At 65.8% G+C, this 17858-nt stretch carries 15 protein-coding genes; 1 reads left to right on the plus strand and 14 read right to left on the minus strand.

All coding sequences use genetic code 11. The features are described from left to right. Positions 1-304: 304 nt before the first annotated feature. From NH448_RS05015 to rho, 6 genes are all read right to left on the minus strand, one after another. Positions 305-472, minus strand: a complete 168-nt coding sequence (locus NH448_RS05015) for a hypothetical protein (RefSeq protein ID WP_253028473.1) — start codon at positions 470-472, stop codon at positions 305-307. Between the two features lie 113 nt (positions 473-585). Beyond that, the gene (locus NH448_RS05020; protein WP_181248593.1) at positions 586-741 is read right to left on the minus strand and encodes a hypothetical protein; all 156 of its coding nucleotides are present in this window, start codon (positions 739-741) and stop codon (positions 586-588) included. Between the two features lie 81 nt (positions 742-822). After that, positions 823-1536: a dihydromonapterin reductase gene (gene folM / locus NH448_RS05025; protein ID WP_108449748.1), complete on the minus strand. Its 714-nt coding sequence runs from the start codon at positions 1534-1536 to the stop codon at positions 823-825. Further along, a complete protein-coding gene (locus tag NH448_RS05030; protein ID WP_108449747.1) occupies positions 1533-2312 on the minus strand; it encodes an NAD(P)H-flavin reductase in 780 nt (259 codons plus the stop codon). The genes folM and NH448_RS05030 overlap by 4 nt, the downstream gene beginning before the upstream one ends. Continuing rightward, positions 2309-3802 (minus strand): 4-hydroxy-3-polyprenylbenzoate decarboxylase, encoded by a 1494-nt coding sequence (gene ubiD, locus NH448_RS05035; RefSeq protein WP_045991170.1) that lies wholly within the window; start codon positions 3800-3802, stop codon positions 2309-2311. The genes NH448_RS05030 and ubiD overlap by 4 nt, the downstream gene beginning before the upstream one ends. Positions 3803-3919: 117 nt before the next feature. Beyond that, positions 3920-5179, minus strand: coding sequence for a transcription termination factor Rho (rho, locus tag NH448_RS05040; RefSeq protein ID WP_045991171.1), 1260 nt, complete (start codon positions 5177-5179; stop codon positions 3920-3922). 438 nt (positions 5180-5617) lie between these two features. On the opposite strand from rho, the gene ppx reads away from it, so the two are divergent. Further along, a complete protein-coding gene (ppx, locus tag NH448_RS05045) occupies positions 5618-7177 on the plus strand; it encodes an exopolyphosphatase (protein ID WP_108449746.1) in 1560 nt (519 codons plus the stop codon). Positions 7178-7245: 68 nt separating this feature from the next. Here ppx and tilS read toward each other — a convergent pair whose 3' ends face one another. The 8 genes from tilS to lpxD form a co-directional block, all read right to left on the minus strand. Then, positions 7246-8556: a tRNA lysidine(34) synthetase TilS gene (gene tilS, locus NH448_RS05050; protein WP_253028474.1), complete on the minus strand. Its 1311-nt coding sequence runs from the start codon at positions 8554-8556 to the stop codon at positions 7246-7248. Between the two features lie 210 nt (positions 8557-8766). Continuing rightward, positions 8767-9720, minus strand: a complete 954-nt coding sequence (locus tag NH448_RS05055) for an acetyl-CoA carboxylase carboxyltransferase subunit alpha (RefSeq protein WP_045991173.1) — start codon at positions 9718-9720, stop codon at positions 8767-8769. Positions 9721-9878: 158 nt separating this feature from the next. Then, entirely contained in the window at positions 9879-13388 is a 3510-nt protein-coding gene (gene dnaE / locus NH448_RS05060) for a DNA polymerase III subunit alpha (protein WP_253028475.1), read from the minus strand. A gap of 46 nt (positions 13389-13434) precedes the next feature. Continuing rightward, entirely contained in the window at positions 13435-14073 is a 639-nt protein-coding gene (gene rnhB, locus NH448_RS05065; RefSeq protein WP_231498598.1) for a ribonuclease HII, read from the minus strand. Next, complete coding sequence (lpxB, locus tag NH448_RS05070) at positions 14063-15346, minus strand: lipid-A-disaccharide synthase (RefSeq protein WP_253028476.1); 1284 nt, start codon at positions 15344-15346, stop codon at positions 14063-14065. The genes rnhB and lpxB overlap by 11 nt, the downstream gene beginning before the upstream one ends. Positions 15347-15478: 132 nt before the next feature. Then, positions 15479-16246: an acyl-ACP--UDP-N-acetylglucosamine O-acyltransferase gene (gene lpxA, locus NH448_RS05075; RefSeq protein ID WP_045991176.1), complete on the minus strand. Its 768-nt coding sequence runs from the start codon at positions 16244-16246 to the stop codon at positions 15479-15481. Beyond that, positions 16243-16686, minus strand: a complete 444-nt coding sequence (gene fabZ, locus NH448_RS05080; protein WP_045991177.1) for a 3-hydroxyacyl-ACP dehydratase FabZ — start codon at positions 16684-16686, stop codon at positions 16243-16245. Before fabZ ends, lpxA begins: the two co-directional genes overlap by 4 nt. Before the next feature lie 114 nt (positions 16687-16800). Beyond that, complete coding sequence (lpxD, locus tag NH448_RS05085; RefSeq protein ID WP_045991178.1) at positions 16801-17841, minus strand: UDP-3-O-(3-hydroxymyristoyl)glucosamine N-acyltransferase; 1041 nt, start codon at positions 17839-17841, stop codon at positions 16801-16803. Between the last annotated feature and the right edge of the window lie 17 nt (positions 17842-17858).

The raw sequence follows: 17858 nt of genomic DNA on the forward strand, positions 1-17858 counted from the left end.
CGTGTGGTCGTACATCGTTGGGTGCGTCGACCACCGAGGCGCTCACGGTCGGAGGTGGCCAGTTGGGCCGACCGCGCGTCGATAAATCGCCAGCTATCGCCATAGGCATAGCCATGGGAAATGGTGCTGGCGAAGAGTCGATATGCGGTCATGTCATTGCTCCGGTTGCCTGCCTTTCGCAGGTGAGTGCTACTGAGTGAAAACGTCTGGCCATACAAACAAGGAACCCCCGGACGGGCAGCCGTCCGGGGGTTCTGGGAGGCGGCCCTGGGGGGGAGCGCCTCGCGAGTGCCAGATACTTGGATCAGGCCTCGCGCACCAGCGCCCCGGTATCAAACCAATACCAGGAAAAGCTGGGCCAATAAAAGGACACCGCGTCCGCATGCACACAATCCGAGCCCACGACGGCACCGACGAGGGCGCTTTCGCTGCCATCGGGTCGGGGTCGGGTCGGGTTTGCGTGATCGGTCATCGGTGTCTCCTCGAATCTTGTTTCATCCTGCCCCGCGCCGGAGCAAATGGCAACCCCTGTGCACGGGCAGGAAAAGCGCCGTGCCGTCGACCATGGTCGACTGACGTCCCTGGCTAGCCTGTCGCCAGCTGCACCCAGCCGATGGTCGCCGGCAGGCAGGTCATGCCGACCATCACCACCAGGCCGAGAAAGATCGTCAGGAATCCGCTTTCGTCATGAAAGCCGTCGTGAGAGCTGTCGCCATGCAGGTCGTCGTCGTGATGAGCCATGGGTCGCCTCCTTGTGATGTTGTTGTCAGGGTCATCCAGAGTCTAGGGGGATTCCTCGGGTCAGGCGAGTCCGCCGGCGATTCAGCGCAGGTGGCGGCCACCGTCCACAGCCAGGGTCGTCCCGGTCACATAGCGGTTGTCGAGCAGGTAGCGCAGGCTCTGGTAGATGACCCCGGGCCCCGGCACCATGTCCATCGCCGACTTGGCCCTGGCCTTGGCGGCATAGTCCTCGTCATCGCCCTGATTGAGCATGATCAGCGCGGGTGCAATGGCGTTGACCTGGATCTCAGGGGCATAACGCGCGGCGAAGGACAGCGTCAGATTGTCGAGCCCGGCCTTGGTGGCGGCGTAGGCGGCGTGCTTGCGCGAGCCCTTCTGCACCACATAGTCGGTCATGTGGACGATGTCCCGCTGGGGCTCGCTGCAGGCGTCGAGCAAGGGCTTGGCGTGGAGGTTGATCAGGTAAGGCGCCAGCATATGGATACGGAACAGCCGCTCGAAGGCGGCCCCGGCATCCTCGCCATCGCTGTCCGGTGCCCAGTCGCTGGCGTTGTGGACGATGGCGCGAAGCGATCCGGTCTCGCTCTTGAGCCGCTCCAGGAAGTCGAGGATGCCGTCTTCGCTGGAGAAGTCCGCCTGGAGGGTGACGATGCCGCGCTCGCGCATGGCCTCGAGCTCCGGGCGCTCGCGGCGATAGCTGATGATCACCGGCTGGCCGTCCTGTACCAGGCGCTCGGCGCAGTGACGCCCCAGACGCTGGGCGCCACCGGTAATCAGGATCGGCGACGCGCTCATGACTGCTTTTCCCCGACCAGGCTACCGACCACCGGCACCAGAGGGTCGCGTGGCGCGTAGGCGAAGACGTCCGAGAACACCCGTGACGGGTCCAGCCCCAGCGAGGCGAGCACGTCGACACAGGCATAGACCATGCCGGGCGAGCCCGACAGATAGACGTCGTGGCCCGACACATCGCCAAGCTCGGCGGCGAGTGCGGCGTCGATACGGCCATGATGGGCGTGCACCCGCTCGTCGGCGAAGCCTTGCTCGAAGCCTTCCTCGCAGACCGCGTGGAAGCTGACCTTATCGGACTCGGCGACCCACTGCCGGGCCAGGCTCTCGGCGTACAGATCACGGCGTTCCTTGGCCGCCCACCACAGGCTGATGGAGCGCCCGGGGTTGGCGTGGAGCGCCGCCTCGACGATCGCCTTCATCTGGGCGAAGCCGGTACCGGCGGCGATCAGCGTCAGCGGACGATCGCTTTCACCATCCAGCACGCAGTCGCCCCCCGGCAGACGCACGGTCAGGTGCTGGGCCTCGACCAGCATGGCCCTGAGCTGGGCCGAGTTGGAGCGTTCGGGCCAGTGCTGAATATGCAGCTCGAGTCGCCCATCGTCACGATGGCGGCTGGCGATGGAAAAGGGCACCCAGCAGTCATCGTCCAGGCACATTTCCAGGTACTGGCCCGGGGCATGGGCCATGGCCTCGGCGCGTCCTTCCAGAATCACGCGAAACACGTCAGGGGTGAGGTCCTCGACCTCGATGACCTGGCAGGTCAGGGTCCTTGCCGTCATGTCGACCTCTTGTTGCTGTCGGGGAGAGGAATGTCGAATTCGTCCCAGCGCTCGCTGACCCGGGACTTGATGCTGTCGTCCATGGCAATCGCCACGCCCCACTCCCTGTCCGTTTCACCCGGCCACTTGCTGGTGGCGTCCAGGCCCATCTTGGAGCCGAGCCCAGCCACCGGAGAGGCGAAATCGAGGTAGTCGATCGGGGTGTTCTCGACCATCACGGTGTCGCGGGCCGGGTCCATGCGGGTGGTGATGGCCCAGATCACGTCCTCCCACTGGCGAGCGTCGACGTCATCATCCAGCACCACCACGAACTTGGTGTACATGAACTGACGCAGGAAGCTCCATACCCCCATCATTACCCGCTTGGCGTGGCCCGGGTACTGCTTTTTCATGGTCACGACCGCCATGCGGTAGGAGCAGCCTTCCGGGGGCAGATAGAAGTCGACGATCTCAGGGAACTGGCGGCGCAGGATCGGCACGAACACCTCGTTCAAGGCGAGCCCGAGGATCGCAGGCTCGTCCGGTGGACGTCCGGTGTAGGTGGAGTGGTAGATGGCGTCCTTGCGCATGGTCATGCGCGTCACGGTGAACACCGGAAAGGTCTCCACCTCGTTGTAGTAGCCGGTATGGTCGCCGTAGGGACCTTCCGGCGCGGTATCATCGGGGTACAGGAAGCCCTCGAGGATGATCTCGGCAGACGCCGGCACCTGCAGGTCGGCGTGACCGCAGTTGACCAGTTCGGTGCGCGAGCCACGCAGCAGCCCGGCGAAGGCGTACTCGGACAGCGAGTCAGGCACCGGGGTCACCGCCCCCAGAATGGTCGCCGGGTCGGCGCCCAGCGCCACCGCTACGGGGAAGGGCTCGCCGGGGTGCGCCTGCTGGAATTCCTGGAAGTCCAGCGCGCCGCCACGATGGGACAGCCAGCGCATGATCAGGCGGTTCTTGCCGAGCTTCTGCTGGCGATAGATACCGAGATTCTGACGACTCTTGTGCGGGCCCTTGGTGATCACCAGCGGCCAGGTCACCAGGGGGGCGGCATCACCGGGCCAGCAGTGCTGGATCGGCAGTCGATCCAGGTCCACCTCATCGCCCTCGAAGACTCGCTGCTGGACCGGTGCCGAGCGCACGGTCTTGGGACCCATGCTCATGATCTGCTTGAAGATCGGCAGCTTTTCCCAGGCATCGCGAAAGCCCTTGGGAGGTTCCGGCTCCTTGAGAAAGGCCAGCAGCTCACCGACCTCGCGCAGCGCCTCCACCGAGTCCTGGCCCATGCCCATGGCGACGCGTTTGGGGGTGCCGAAAAGGTTGCCGAGCAGCGGCATTTCGCTGCCCTTGACGTTCTCGAACAACAACGCAGGGCCACCGGCGCGCAGGGTGCGATCGCAGATCTCGGTGATCTCGAGATAGGGGTCCACCTCGGCGGTCACCCGCTTGAGTTCGCCGGCGGCCTCGAGACCCGCGATAAAGTCACGCAAGTCACCATATTTCATGCGATTGCCTCGCTCCCCTGAACACAAAAGGGGCAGCATAGCATGCTGCCCCTCGTCTTGACCTCGGTCACCTGGACCTTGCGTCTGGCGACCGCCCAGGCGCGGCGTTGGCCAACGCTAGCGGCGCTTCATCGCCTCGAAGAATTCGAGGTTGGTCTTGGTGTCCTTGAGTCGGTCGATCAGGAACTCGGTGGCCGCGGTATCGTCCATCGGGTTGAGCAGCTTGCGCAGGATCCACATGCGCTGCATCTCCTCGTCGGAGGCGATCAGGTCCTCACGACGGGTGCCGCTGCGGCGGATGTTGAGCGCGGGATAGACGCGACGCTCGGCCAGACGGCGATCCAGGTGGGCTTCCATGTTACCGGTGCCCTTGAACTCCTCGAAGATCACCTCGTCCATCTTGGAGCCAGTATCCACCAGGGCCGTGGCGATGATGGTCAGGCTGCCGCCCTCCTCGATGTTACGCGCGGCACCGAAGAAGCGCTTGGGCTTTTCCAGGGCGTGGGCGTCGACACCACCGGTCAGCACCTTGCCGGAGGACGGCACCACGGTGTTGTAGGCGCGCGCCAGACGGGTGATGGAATCGAGCAGGATGACCACGTCCTTCTTGTGCTCGACCAGACGCTTGGCCTTCTCGATCACCATCTCGGCCACCTGGACGTGACGCGCCGGCGGCTCGTCGAAGGTCGAGGCGACCACTTCGCCGCGCACGGTGCGCGACATCTCGGTGACCTCCTCGGGGCGCTCGTCGATCAGCAGCACGATCAACTGGCACTCGGGGTTGTTACGCGTGATCGAGGTGGCGATGTTCTGCAGCATCAGCGTCTTGCCCGCCTTGGGCGGCGACACGATCAGGCCACGCTGGCCCTTGCCGATGGGTGCGGTCAGGTCGATGATGCGCGCGGTCAGATCCTCGGTGGAACCATTGCCGATCTCCATGCGCAGACGGTCCTGCGGAAACAGCGGCGTGAGGTTCTCGAACAGGATCTTGTGCTTGGCGTTCTCCGGCCGGTCCAGGTTGATCTGACTGACCTTCAACAGCGCGAAGTAGCGCTCGCCTTCTTTCGGCGGGCGGATCTTGCCGGAGATGGTGTCGCCCTTGCGCAGGTTGAAGCGCCGGATCTGGGACGGCGACACATAGATATCGTCGGGGCCGGCCAGGTAGGAGCTGTCGGCGCTGCGCAGGAATCCGAAACCGTCCTGAAGGATCTCCAGCACGCCATCGCCGAAGATGTCTTCGCCGCTCTTGGCGTGCTTCTTCAGGATGGCAAAGATGATGTCCTGCTTGCGGGACCGGGCCAGGTTGTCGATACCCATCTCGCGGGCGATATCGAGAAGCTCCGGCACGGGCTTTTGCTTGAGTTCGGTCAGATTCATCAGAGTTCAGAAATTACTCGTGGAAGCCGGGCGGCAAGGCGCCGAGGGGCGAAAAGACACGCCGATTGAGTGCGTTCAGAGCCCGAGGCTGCTCGTGCGAGGCCAGGTAAAGATAATAGGGCCATTGACTGGATTCTCCGGAGGGGAGATCCACGCCAGCGTCTGGACGAGGGAGCAGGTTCATTCGCCGTTGCCAGCGTCTCGCGGGCTTGGGCCGGGGCCTTGGCCGGGAGCGGAGCTGACGTCGTGCGGGCTGTCTGACGACTTGGGATGGTCACGTCGCGGCGGCGGCGCGACCGGGAAAACACATTCGAAACAGGCGAATGACACGATACTAGACAAGCCGGAAGGGGAACGCAAGCCCCGTGGCGGACCCGGATCATTGACATCCCCCGGGGCGAAACGCAACCTTGATCCATCTCCAGTGAAGGACCCGCCATGAATCAACCCTCGGATACGCTCAGCACCCTGCGCGAGTCGCCCCACGACGCCACCAAGGACCCCGCCCGCCTGGCCGCCATCGATCTGGGCTCCAACAGCTTTCACCTGCTGGTGGCCAACTATCAGGATGACCGGCTGCAGGTGGTGGCGCGGCTGGGCGAAAAGGTCCAGCTGGCGGCGGGCCTGGACGACGACGGCTACCTCAACGAGGACGCCATGACGCGGGCGCTGGACTGCCTGGCTCGCTTTGCGCCCTTTCTCGAGGGCATCCCGGCCTCGCGTATGCGGGTGGTGGGCACCAACGCACTGCGCGATGCCCACAATAGCCAGGAGTTGATCGACCGCGCCGAGGCCATGCTCGGCACGCGCATCGAGATCATCGCCGGGCGCGAGGAGGCACGCCTGATCTACCTCGGCGCGGCCCACGCCCTGGCCGAGAACGGGCGCCGGCTGATCGTCGATATCGGCGGCGGTTCCACCGAGTTCATCATCGGCGAACAGTTCGAACCCAAGGCGCTGGAAAGCCTCTCCATGGGCTGCGTGACCTTTACCCGACGCTTCTTCGGCGACGGCGATATCAGCGAGAAGCGCATGCGCAACGCCGAACTCGCGGCGTTGTCGGAACTGGCTAATATCCGCAGACCCTACCAGCGTCTGGGCTGGGATGACCCGGTGGGCTCCAGCGGCACCATCAAGGCGGCGGCGGCGGTGATGCACGCGGCAGGCGACGCGCCGGAAGGAGTGATCACTCGCGACGGTCTGGCCAAGTTGAGAAAGCGCTTGATCAAGACCAAGCAGCTCGACAAGGTCTCCATGGACGGGCTCAAGGCCGATCGTGCCCGGGTCTTTCCCGCCGGTGTCGCGATTCTGTGCGCGATCTTCGAGGCCTTCGACCTCAGCGAAATGCGCTACGCCGACGGCGCCCTGCGTGAAGGGGTGCTCTACGACATGGCTGGCCGCAACAGTCCCGAGGACTCGCGTCTAAAGAGCCTGGAGACCCTGGCCCGCTACAACGCCGTCGACGTTCGCCAGGCCGACAATGTGGCCGCCTCGGCCAAGGCGCTGTTCGCCCAGGTCGCCGACGACTGGGGGCTCGATGAGGAACGTGGCCGCTATCTGGAGTGGGCCGCCTGGGTGCACGAGATCGGCCAGTCGATCTCGCACAGTCAGTTCCATCGCCACGGCGCCTATCTGCTCGAGCACTCGGATCTGGCCGGCTTCTCGCGCCCGGAACAGCGCCTGCTGGCCTTCCTGGTGCGCGCCCACCGACGCAAGTTCCCGAGCAAGGAATGGCAGCTGTTGCCGAAGGCCGAACAGCGTGACAGCCAGCGCCTGGCACGCCTGCTTCGACTGGCGGTGATCCTCAACCATTCGCGCCCGGAGCAGCCGCCGGCGACGCCGCGGCTCGAGGTGGACGGCGAGGTCCTGCATCTGCACTACCAGGGCAGCGACGAGCCAGGCCTCTTGTGCACCGACCTGGAACGCGAGGCCGACTACCTGGCCAATACCGACTTCGCGCTCAAGCTGCACGCGGGCACGGCCCACGCCGAGGCCTGAGCCCTCTCACACGGTCCCTGGCCAGAGCCCTTGGTCAAAAGCCACGGCCAGAGCCCTTGGCCAAGCCATCAGCCGGCCCCAGGCGTTGCCCGTAAGGGCGACGCCGTCCAGCCCTCGGCCAGGGCGATCCAGCACCCCCTGCCGGCGTCCAGCGCAGCCACACAGACCTCGCCCTGCCACACCACCAGCACCTGGGCACGCCGCCAGGGCGGCACACCAGCTTCCTGCAGCAGCCGCTTCAGGTCGCGACTTCCTCGCCCGGCAAGCCTCAGCCTTTCGCCGCCCTGGCGCTGGCGCAGCCACAGTGGCAGCGGCGTTTCCTCCTCTGTCGTCGGCAGCTTCATCGACACCCCCGCGACCACCAGGGCGCTCCCTGGCGACCAGGGGCCTTCGGCAACCTCCAGCGGATCTCCGGCACCCTCCCCCATCAGCCACAACGCACCGCGCCAGAGCCGCGCCTCTGCCCCGGGCCAGCTCACCTTGACCTCGGCGTCACGCCGGGCATGACATTGCTCGAGCAGATCGTCCAACCGTGGTCCCGGTGCCGGCGCAAGTCCCAGCCGACGCATGCACAGCCCGATCAACCAGCGCTGACGGCGCCGTGACAGCGACAGCAGGCCCTCGAGTTCCAGCCTGGCGGGGTCGCCACCCAGCCGCGCCAGATCCTCAAGCGCGTATTCGTCCAGCAGTGCCGCCGCCTCGCCGGCATGCCGTGCACTCACTGCCAGGGCGTCCGCGGCGTCGGGCCAGCGCTGCTCCAGCGCCGGCACCACCTCATGACGCAGATAGTTGCGATCGAACTCGCGACTGGCGTTGCTGGGGTCCTCGACCCAATCGAGCCCGCGACGCCGGGCTTCGGCTTCCAGTTCGCTTCGCCGGACCTCCAGCAAGGGGCGCTCGATCGAAAGGCCACGCTCCTCACGCCGCGCCGGCATGGCGGCAAGGCCCGCAACGCCTGCGCGCCTGAGTGCGGCCAGCAGCAGCGTCTCGGCCTGGTCATCACTGTGCTGGGCCAGCCACAGCACATCACCGGCGTCCAGGCATTCGACGAAGGCGTCGTAGCGCGCCTGGCGCGCCGCCGCCTCCAGGCCCTTGCCGGAGGTACGGTCCACCCTTGCCCGGACGACCTCGAGGGTTACCCCCTGCTGCGCGCACAGCCTGCGACAGTGGCGCTCGAAGTCATCCGCCGCCGCCTGCAGGCCATGGTGCACGTGGATCGCCCTCAATCGGCGCGACCGCTGCCCGCAGGCCCTTGCCGCCAGCGCCAGCAGCACGCAGGAGTCGAGCCCACCGGACAGCGCGATCCACAACGACCGCTGTCGCGGCACCCGGTCGAGGGCCCGCTCGATTCGCGCTTCAAGGGTGGGAGACGTCGGCATGTCGGCGATTCCTGAGGGTCAGGGTGGGCGGTGGCACCTACTATGCATACGGCCCCCATCGCAGGACGATGGGGGCCGCACAATCGATGCAGAGCATTCGAGCTCAGGCCGGGCGCCGTGGCTCATCAGACGCTCATCGATGCAGAGCGTTCGAGCTCAGGCCGGGGCGCCGTAGCTCATCAGACGCTCATCGATGCAGAGCGTTCGAGCTCAGGCCGGGGCGCCGTAGCTCATCAGACGCTCGTAGCGACGTTCGAGCAGCGCCGCGGTATCCATGGCGTCGAGGCGCTCGAGGCTTTCGCCGATGGCATCGCGGACCCGGGTGGCGGTTTCATGGGGGAAGCGATGGGCGCCGCCCAGGGGTTCCTTGATCAAGGTGTCGACGAAGCCCAGCTCCTTGAGACGGCTGGCGGTGATCCCCATGGCCTGGGCGGCGTCGCTGGCCCGCTCGGCGCTCTTCCACAGGATCGAGGCACAGCCCTCCGGCGAGATCACCGAGTAAGTGGAGTATTCGAGCATCATCAGCTCGTCGCACACGCCGATGGCCAGGGCGCCGCCGGAGCCGCCTTCGCCCACCACGGTGGAAATGATCGGCGTCTCAAGCCGCGACATCACCGCCAGATTGTAGGCGATGGCCTCACTCTGACCGCGCTCCTCGGCGTCGATGCCCGGGTAGGCACCAGGGGTGTCGATAAAGGTCAGCACCGGCATCTTGAAGCGCTCGGCCATCTCCATCAGACGGCAGGCCTTGCGATACCCTTCCGGCCGCGGCATGCCGAAGTTGCGGCGCACCTTCTCCTTGACGTCGCGGCCCTTCTGGTGGCCGATGATCATCACCGGACGATCATTGAGTCGCGCCACACCGCCGACGATGGCAGCGTCATCGGCGAACTCGCGATCACCGTGCAGTTCGTCGAAGTCAGTGAATACGTGCTCGAGGTAGTCCAGGGTGTAGGGACGCTGGGGATGGCGCGACAGCTGGGATACCTGCCACGGCGACAGGTCCTTGAAGATCGACTCGGTGAGCTTGCGGCTCTTTTCCTCGAGTCGGGAGATTTCGTCCGCCAGGCTGACCTGGCTGTCGTTGCCGACCAGACGCAGTTCTTCGATCTTGGCCTGCAGTTCGGCGATGGGCTGTTCGAAATCGAGATAGTTGGGATTCATGGGCCAGCCTTGTGGTCATGGTCAGGCGGGCGCGACGCAGTCGTCGCAAGCCCACCCATGGCAAAGAAAAAGTGGTGTGCATTATCGCACCCTGACCGGGCCACGCAAGGCGCAGCGGGTCAAGATCGTCCTAGAGGCGCCCTCGCAACCCCGCGCCGCTAGCGATACTTGAGGCGGACGCCGTCCTGGCCCTCGACCTCACGCAGCGCGATCAGCAGGTCGTCGGATGGCAGCACCTTCCACTGCTCGTCGAGTTCGAGCCAGCCGGTGGCCTCCAGATTGCGGTAGCGCAGGCGCACCGGCAGGCCTTCCTGGTGACGATGAGGCTCGAGGCTCGTGCGCAGGCTGTCGATCAGTCGACCGTTGGCCTCACGACCATCCACCGAGACCTCCACCGCCTGACCGAAGCGCGAGCGCGCCTGGACCATGGGGGTGACCTCCTTGCCGCGCAGGCGCAGGCCGCCGGAGTAGTCATCGCTGGACACCTCACCTTCGATGATCAGCACCTCGGCGTTGTCGAGCTGCTCGCGCACGCTGTCGTAGAGCTCACCGAACAGCGACGCCTCGATGCGTCCGGTACGGTCGTCCAGGGTCACGAACGCCATGGTGTCGCCACGCTTGGACTTCATGGTGCGCTGGGCCACCACCAGGCCGGCAACCCGCTGGGACTCGCGGGACGGTTTCAAGTCGGCGATGCGGGTCGAGACGAAGCGCGAAAGCTCTTCCTCGTATTCATCGATGGGATGGCCGGTCAGGTAGAGGCCCAGGGTGTCCTTCTCGCCGGCCAGGCGCTCGCGGTCGCTCCACTCACGCACGCGCAGATAGTCTGCGTAGGGATCGCTGGCGCTGTCGTCCTCGTCCGGGGCGAAGGCCTCGCCAAACAGATCCATCATCCCGGCGCTCTGGTTCTTGTGGCTCTGGGCCGCGGCCTTCAGGGCGTCATCCAGCGAGGCGGCCAGCACGGCGCGGTTTGGCCCCAGGTTGTCCAGCGCCCCGGAACGGATCAAGGCTTCCAGGGTGCGCTTGTTCATGCGCTTGGGGTCGATCCGCCGACAGAAGTCGAACAGGTCGCTGAAGGGGCCGTCTGCGCTGCGCGCCTCGACGATGGCGCCGATGGGACCTTCGCCCACCCCACGGATCGCGCCCAGGCCGTAGACCACCCGCCCCTCTTCGTCGACGGTGAACTTGTAGCCACCGACATTGACGTCCGGCGGGGTCACCGTCAGCTTGAGGTGACGACACTCCTCGATCAGCGGCACCACCTTGTCGAGGTTGTCCATCTCGGTGGACATTACCGCCGCCATGAAGGGACCCGGGTAGTGGGCCTTGAGCCAGGCGGTCTGGTAGGACACCAGGGCGTAGGCGGCGGAGTGCGACTTGTTGAAGCCGTAGCCGGCGAACTTCTCCACCAGGTCGAAGATGTTGCCCGCCAGGTCGGCATCGATGCCGTTGGCCGCGCAGCCCTCCATGAAGCCGGCGCGCTGCTTGGCCATCTCTTCCGGCTTCTTCTTGCCCATGGCACGCCGCAACAGGTCGGCCTGGCCCAGCGAGTAGCCGGCCATCACCTGGGCGATCTGCATCACCTGCTCCTGGTACAGGATGATGCCGTAGGTGGGCTGCAGCACCGGCTTGAGCAGTTCGTGCTGGTAGTCCGGGTGCGGATAGGAGATCTCCGCCCGACCGTGCTTGCGGTTGATGAAGTCGTCGACCATGCCGGACTGAAGCGGACCGGGACGGAACAGCGCCACCAGGGCGATCATGTCCTCCAGCGAGTCCGGCAGCAGGCGCTTGATCAGCTCCTTCATGCCGCGGGATTCGAGCTGGAACACGGCGGTGGTCTCGGCCTTCTTGAGCATCTCGAAGGTCTTGCCGTCATCCAGCGGAATGGTGTCGATATCGAGCGGTCCCTGGCCCTCCTTCGAGCGCACCTTGTCGACCATCTCCAGGGCCCAGTCGATGATGGTCAGGGTGCGCAGGCCAAGAAAGTCGAACTTGACCAGGCCGGCGTCCTCGATGTCGTTCTTGTCGAACTGCACCACCAGGCCGGAGCCGTCTTCATCGCACAACAGCGGAGAGAAGTCGGTCAGCTTGGTGGGGGCGATCACCACGCCACCGGCGTGCTTGCCGGTGCCTCGGGTCACGCCCTCGAGCTTGAGCGCCATGTCCCAGATTTCCTGGGCCTCCTCGTCGGCCTCGAGGAACTCCTTGAGCTGTGGCTCCTCCTCGATGGCCTTGGCCAGGGTCATGCCGACCTCGAAGGGGATCAGCTTGGACAGCTTGTCACCCAGCGAATAGGGCTTGCCCTGGGCCCGGGCCACGTCGCGCACCACCGCCTTGGCGGCCATGGTGCCAAAGGTGACGATCTGGGACACCGCGTTGCGGCCATAGCGCTCGGCCACGTAGTCGATGACCCGGTCGCGCTTCTCCATGCAGAAGTCGACGTCGAAGTCGGGCATGGAGACACGTTCCGGGTTGAGGAAGCGCTCGAACAGCAGGTCGTACTGGATCGGGTCGAGGTCGGTGATCTTCTGGGCGTAGGCCACCAGCGAGCCGGCACCGGACCCCCGCCCCGGCCCCACCGGCACGTCGTTGTCCTTGGCCCACTGGATAAAGTCCATCACGATCAGGAAGTAGCCAGGGAACCCCATCTGCAGAATGATGTTCAGCTCGAAGTCCAGGCGCTCGCGGTAGCGTTGCTCGAGGACCGCCCATTCGTCACTGTCGCGGGGGTGCTGCGCCACCGGATAGAGCGCCTCGAGGCGCTCGGTCAGACCGTCGTGGGAGATCTTGCGGAAGAACTCGTCCTGGGTCATGCCCTCGGGGATGCCGTACTCCGGCAGGAAGATCTCGCCCAGACGCACGTCGACGTTGCAGCGCGCGGCGATCATCACGCTGTTTTCCAGCGCCTCGGGGATATCGGCGAACAGCTCGGCCATCTCCTGGGGCGACTTCAGGTACTGCTCTTCGGTGTAACGGCGCTCACGTCGGGGATCGTCGAGCGCCTTGCCCTCACCGATGGAGACCCGGGTCTCGTGGGCCCAGAAGTCCTCACGCTTCAAAAAGCGCACGTCGTTGGTGGCCACCACCGGCACCCCGGTGTCCAGCGCCAATGCCACCGAGGCGTGTACACAGTCTTCTTCCAGCGGGCGGCCGGTACGGGTCAGCTCCAGATAGAAACGTCCCGGGAAGGCCTGGCACCAGTCGTCCAGCAGGCGCCTGGCATCGGCGTGAAGATCGCTGAGCAGGTGGCGTCCGACATCGCCGTCGCGACCACCCGACAGCGCAATCAGCCCCTCGTTCTGCTCGAGCACCCAGGCCTTCTCCAGGTAGGCCCGCCCCTGGCGCTGGCCCTCGACCCAGCCACGCGAGATCAGCTCGGTCAGATTGCGGTAGCCGACGTCGTTCATCGCCAGCAGGGTCACCCGATAGGGGTGATCCAGGTCGTGGCCGTTGACCAGCCACAGATCTGCGCCGATGACCGGCTTCATGCCGGCGCCCTGGACACCGTTGTAGAACTTCACCAGGCCGAACAGGTTGGCCTCGTCGGTCAGCGCCAGCGCCGGCGCCCCGTGCTCGATGCCCGCCTTGACGTACGGCTTGAGGCGCACCAGGCCATCGACGAGGGAGAACTCGCTGTGGACGCGAAGATGAACGAAGGGAGCGGACATGAGAAAGCCTTACCTCGACCCGCCGTGGCGGGTGTGTGAAAACGGGTCAGAACAGCGCCAGTTGACGCTTTACCGGTGCAAACGACCGGCGATGCTCGGCCAGCGGCCCGAGGCGTTCGAGCGCGGCCAGATGCTCAGGCGTCGGGTAGCCCTTGTGGCGGGCGAAGCCGTAGTCGGGATAGCGCTCGTCGAGGGCCAGCATGGCCGCGTCACGGGCCACCTTGGCCAGGATGGAGGCGGCGGCGATGGCCGGATGGCGGGCATCTCCCTTGACCACTGCCTGGCCCGGAACATGATGCCCGGGCAGCCGATTGCCGTCCACCAGCAGGTACTCAGGAGCCGGCGCCAGACCATCGATGGCCCGGCGCATCGCCAGATGGGTGGCGTGATAGATATTGAGCCGGTCGATTTCTTCGGGGCTCGCCTCGGCCACATGGTAGGCCAGCGCATGCTCGCGTATCTGGCCGTCTAGCGCCTCGCGACGCTTGGCACTCAGCGCCTTGGAGTCATTGAGTCCGCTGATCGGCACCGAGGGATCGAGGATCACCGCCGCTGCCACCACCGAGCCCACCAGCGGGCCTCGACCGACCTCATCGACACCGGCCAGCAAGCTGCCATCATAGTTCACCACCAGCGGCGGCAAGGCAGGCTTGTTGCTGCGCCTGGACTTCGCTTCAGCGGCCACCGCTTGCCTCCTGACGGACATCATCCGTTTCATCAGCCGTGGCCTCGGCCACCTCCTCGGCCAGCCGAGGCGATACGCTATCCGGCAACGGCTGCCCCGCGACCAGCGCTTCGATGGCCTCCGCCGCACGCCGGCTGGCGTCACGCTGCAGCCCCTCGTGCATGGCGGCAAAGCGAGCCTCGAGCGCAGTCCGCGCCGCTTCATCGTCGAGCAACTTGCCCAGGCGGGTGGCAATGGCCTCGCTGCTGGCGTCGTCCTGGATCAACTCCGGCACCAGCGATTCGCGGGCGATCAGATTGGGCAGCGAGATCCACTCGGTCTTGACCATCAGCCGAGCGATGCGATGGGTCATCGGCGCCATGCGGTAGCCCACCAGCATGGGGCGATGACACAGCATCGCCTCCAGCGCCGCGGTGCCGGAAGCCAGCAGCACCAGGTCGCTTGCCACCATGGCCTCACGGGCCTGGCCATCGAGCAGGCTGACGCAGGCTGCAAGCGCCGGCCGCGCGGCCAGCAGCGCCTCGAGCTCCTGCCTGCGCTCGGGCGTGGCCGCGGGGATCACCACCGCAAGCCCCGGCCTTGCCTTGACCAGGCGCTCGGCAGCCTCCAGGAAGGTCTCCCCCATGAAGCGGATCTCGTTGCGCCGGGAGCCGGGCAGCAACGCCAGCACCCGGGCGTCGACGGCAATCCCCAGCGCCTCGCGCGTGGCCCGGCGGTCGTTGACCAGCGGCAGTTCGTCGGCCAACGGATGGCCGACGAAGGCCACCGGCACCCGGTGCTTGACGTAGAAGGCCGCCTCGAACGGCAGAAAGGTCAGCATGGCGTCGACCGAGCGGGCGATGCCCTTGACCCGCCCCTGACGCCAGGCCCATACAGACGGGCTGACGTAGTGGGCGGTGGTGACACCTGATTCGCGCAACTGGCGCTCGAGACCAAGGTTGAAGTCCGGGGCGTCGATCCCGACCATGATGTCGGGTTCCCAGTCCAGCGCATCCCGGCGTAGGGTACGGCGCACGCGGATCAGCTCTGGCAGGTGCTTGATCACCTCCACCAGCCCCATCACCGACAGGGTCTCCAGCGGATACAACGACTCGAGCCCCTCGGCGATCATGCGCGGGCCACCCAGTCCTCGGAATGCCACCTCGGGATGACGCGCCTTGAGCGCGCGCATCAGGCTAGCTCCGAGAATATCGCCGGACAGTTCACCGGCCACCAGATAGACGCGACGGATTGAGCCTGTCTCGCTGGCGACATCGCGTGCAGCGTGGGTCATGACGGATACCTGACTGGCTGAACAAGTCTGACGATGGAAGGGTGCCCAAGCCGACGACGGCCATCAAGATGACCGACGACGCTGGGGCTGACGCCCGCCGCTGCGGGCGCCGACCGCCGGGCCGACGACTGCCTAGCGGATGATGCCCCGCGAGGACGCCTCGATCGAGGCCACGAAGGCTTCGGTCTCGGCCAGCGAGAAGCGCTGGCGGATCTCGCCGATGGCCTGTTCCACGGTGAGCCCCTGGCGGTACACCAGCTTGTAGGACTCGCTGAGGGCGCGGATGGCTTCCGTCGCAAAGCCGCGGCGCTTGAGCCCGACCACGTTGAGTCCGTGGGCCTGGGCCGGATTGCCGTTGATCATCACGAAGTCCGGGGTGTCCTTGGTGATGATCGAGCCACCGCCTGCCATGGCGTGGGAGCCGAAACGACAGAACTGATGGATGGCGGATAGCCCGCCAATGATCGCGAAGTCGCCCAGGTGCACGTGGCCCGCCAGGGTGACCTGATTGGCCAGGATGCAGTCGTCGCCGATCACGCAGTCATGGCCGACGTGGACGTAGGCCATAAACAGGTTGCGCGAGCCGATGGTGGTCTCGCTGCGATCCTGAACGGTGCCCCGGTGCAGGGTGACGCCCTCGCGCACGACGTTGTCGTCACCCATCACCAGGCGGGTCGGCTCGCCCTGATACTTCTTGTCCTGGCAGGCCTCCCCCACCGAGGCAAACTGGAAGATGCGGGTACGCTCGCCCAGCACGGTGGGGCCCTGCACCACGACGTGGGGGCCGATGACCGACCCGGCGCCAATCTCGACGTCTGGGCCGATCACACTGAAGGGCCCCACCTCGACATCGTCGGCCAGGCGGGCGCCGGGGTCTACGATGGCGGTCGGATGTATCAAGCGATCTTCCTCTCGGCACAGATGATGTCGGCCTCACAGGCCAGCTCGCCTTCCACGGTGGCACGGCACTTGAACTTCCAGATACCCCGCTTGGCCCGCTCGACCTCGGCGCGCAGCTCAAGCTTGTCGCCCGGCATCACCGGGCGCTTGAAGCGCACGTTGTCGCTGCCGACCAGGTAGTACACATAGCCATCGGCGGGTAGCTTGTTGACGGTCTTGAAGCCCAGGATACCGCAGGCCTGGGCCAGCGCTTCCACCACCAGCACGCCGGGCATGATCGGGTGGTGGGGGAAGTGACCATTGAAGAACGGCTCGTTGATGCTGACGTTCTTGTAGGCAACGATGGTTTCGCCAAGGGTCAGTTCCGTGACCCGATCCACCAGCAGAAAAGGATAGCGGTGGGGCAGATATTCGCGAATCTCGTTGATGTCCATAACCATCGTAGCGACCTCTGAAATGACAAGAGCCCTTCTCCCTGGAAGGACATGACCGGCGGGGGCCAAGGGCACCATACCGGCAATAGGCGGTGGATTATACCGACCTGTACCCGCCCCTCAAGCCTCGCCGGAGCCTCGCTTCTCCAGACGATTGACCCGCTTGGCGATACTGTCGAGCTGCTTGAAACGCACCGCATTGCGGCGCCACTGACTGTTTTCCATGGCCCCGGTGCCCGAGGAATAGACCCCGGGTTCGAGGATGGAGTTGGTCACCAGGCTCATGCCGGTGACCTGGACGCCGTCGCAGATGGTCAGGTGGCCGGACAGCCCCACTCCGCCACCCAGCATGCAGTGGCGGCCCACCCGGGTGGAACCGGCGATGCCGACACAGCCGGCCAGGGCGCTGTGGTCACCGATGTGTACGTTGTGGGCGATCTGCACCTGGCTGTCGATCTTGACGTCGTTGCCGATCACGGTGTCACCCAGCGCCCCACGGTCGATGCTCGAGCAACTGCCGACCTCGACATCATCGCCGAGCACCGCGCCACCGAGCTGGGCGATCTTGCGCCAACCGCCACCGTCGTGGGCAAAACCGAAGCCATCGCCACCGATCACGCAACCGCTGTGCAAGATGACACGCTTGCCGACGACCACGCCGTGATAGAGGGTGACGTTGGCGTGCAGGAAACCGTCCTCGCCAATCTCGCAGTCCGCCCCGACCACCGAACCGGGCCCGACCACCACACGATCCCCCAGGCGAGCACCTGACTCGATCACCGCATTGGGGCCGATCGAGACGTCGGCACCCAGACTGGCGTCCTCGGCCACCACCGCACTGGGATGGATGCCCGGCTGGTGCGCGTCGGCCTGGGGGTCAAGCATGCGCGAAAGCTCGGCGTAGCCGAGGTAGGGATTGTCCAGCACCAGCGCTGGCACCGGGCAGGCGTCGAGATGGTCGGCGTGAAGCAGCACCGCCGCCGCCCGGGTGGACGGCAGGTCCTTCAGATAGGCGCGATTGGCAAGAAAGCTCACCTGATCGGGGCCGGCGTCCTTGAGCGTCGCAAGGCCAACGATACGTTGGCTGCCGTCACCGTGCAGGCGAGCGCCCAAGCGAGAGGCGATATCGGAGAGGTTTGGCTGTGTACGTGTCGATTTCATGTATGACCGTAATGCGG

Source organism: Halomonas sp. OfavH-34-E (assembly GCF_024124525.1).
Classification (GTDB): Bacteria; Pseudomonadota; Gammaproteobacteria; order Pseudomonadales; family Halomonadaceae; genus Halomonas; species Halomonas litopenaei.

What these genes read in the sequence shown, in the direction of transcription:
- lpxB (WP_253028476.1), bottom strand. Translation starts at nt 15,346, where the DNA reads ATGACCCACGCTGCACGCGATGTCGCCAGCGAGACAGGCTCAATCCGT.
- ppx (WP_108449746.1), top strand. Translation starts at nt 5,618, where the DNA reads ATGAATCAACCCTCGGATACGCTCAGCACCCTGCGCGAGTCGCCCCAC.
- NH448_RS05020 (WP_181248593.1), bottom strand. Translation starts at nt 741, where the DNA reads ATGGCTCATCACGACGACGACCTGCATGGCGACAGCTCTCACGACGGC.
- folM (WP_108449748.1), bottom strand. Translation starts at nt 1,536, where the DNA reads ATGAGCGCGTCGCCGATCCTGATTACCGGTGGCGCCCAGCGTCTGGGG.
- fabZ (WP_045991177.1), bottom strand. Translation starts at nt 16,686, where the DNA reads ATGGTTATGGACATCAACGAGATTCGCGAATATCTGCCCCACCGCTAT.
- tilS (WP_253028474.1), bottom strand. Translation starts at nt 8,556, where the DNA reads ATGCCGACGTCTCCCACCCTTGAAGCGCGAATCGAGCGGGCCCTCGAC.
- rho (WP_045991171.1), bottom strand. Translation starts at nt 5,179, where the DNA reads ATGAATCTGACCGAACTCAAGCAAAAGCCCGTGCCGGAGCTTCTCGAT.
- dnaE (WP_253028475.1), bottom strand. Translation starts at nt 13,388, where the DNA reads ATGTCCGCTCCCTTCGTTCATCTTCGCGTCCACAGCGAGTTCTCCCTC.
- lpxD (WP_045991178.1), bottom strand. Translation starts at nt 17,841, where the DNA reads ATGAAATCGACACGTACACAGCCAAACCTCTCCGATATCGCCTCTCGC.
- NH448_RS05015 (WP_253028473.1), bottom strand. Translation starts at nt 472, where the DNA reads ATGACCGATCACGCAAACCCGACCCGACCCCGACCCGATGGCAGCGAA.
- ubiD (WP_045991170.1), bottom strand. Translation starts at nt 3,802, where the DNA reads ATGAAATATGGTGACTTGCGTGACTTTATCGCGGGTCTCGAGGCCGCC.
- NH448_RS05055 (WP_045991173.1), bottom strand. Translation starts at nt 9,720, where the DNA reads ATGAATCCCAACTATCTCGATTTCGAACAGCCCATCGCCGAACTGCAG.
- NH448_RS05030 (WP_108449747.1), bottom strand. Translation starts at nt 2,312, where the DNA reads ATGACGGCAAGGACCCTGACCTGCCAGGTCATCGAGGTCGAGGACCTC.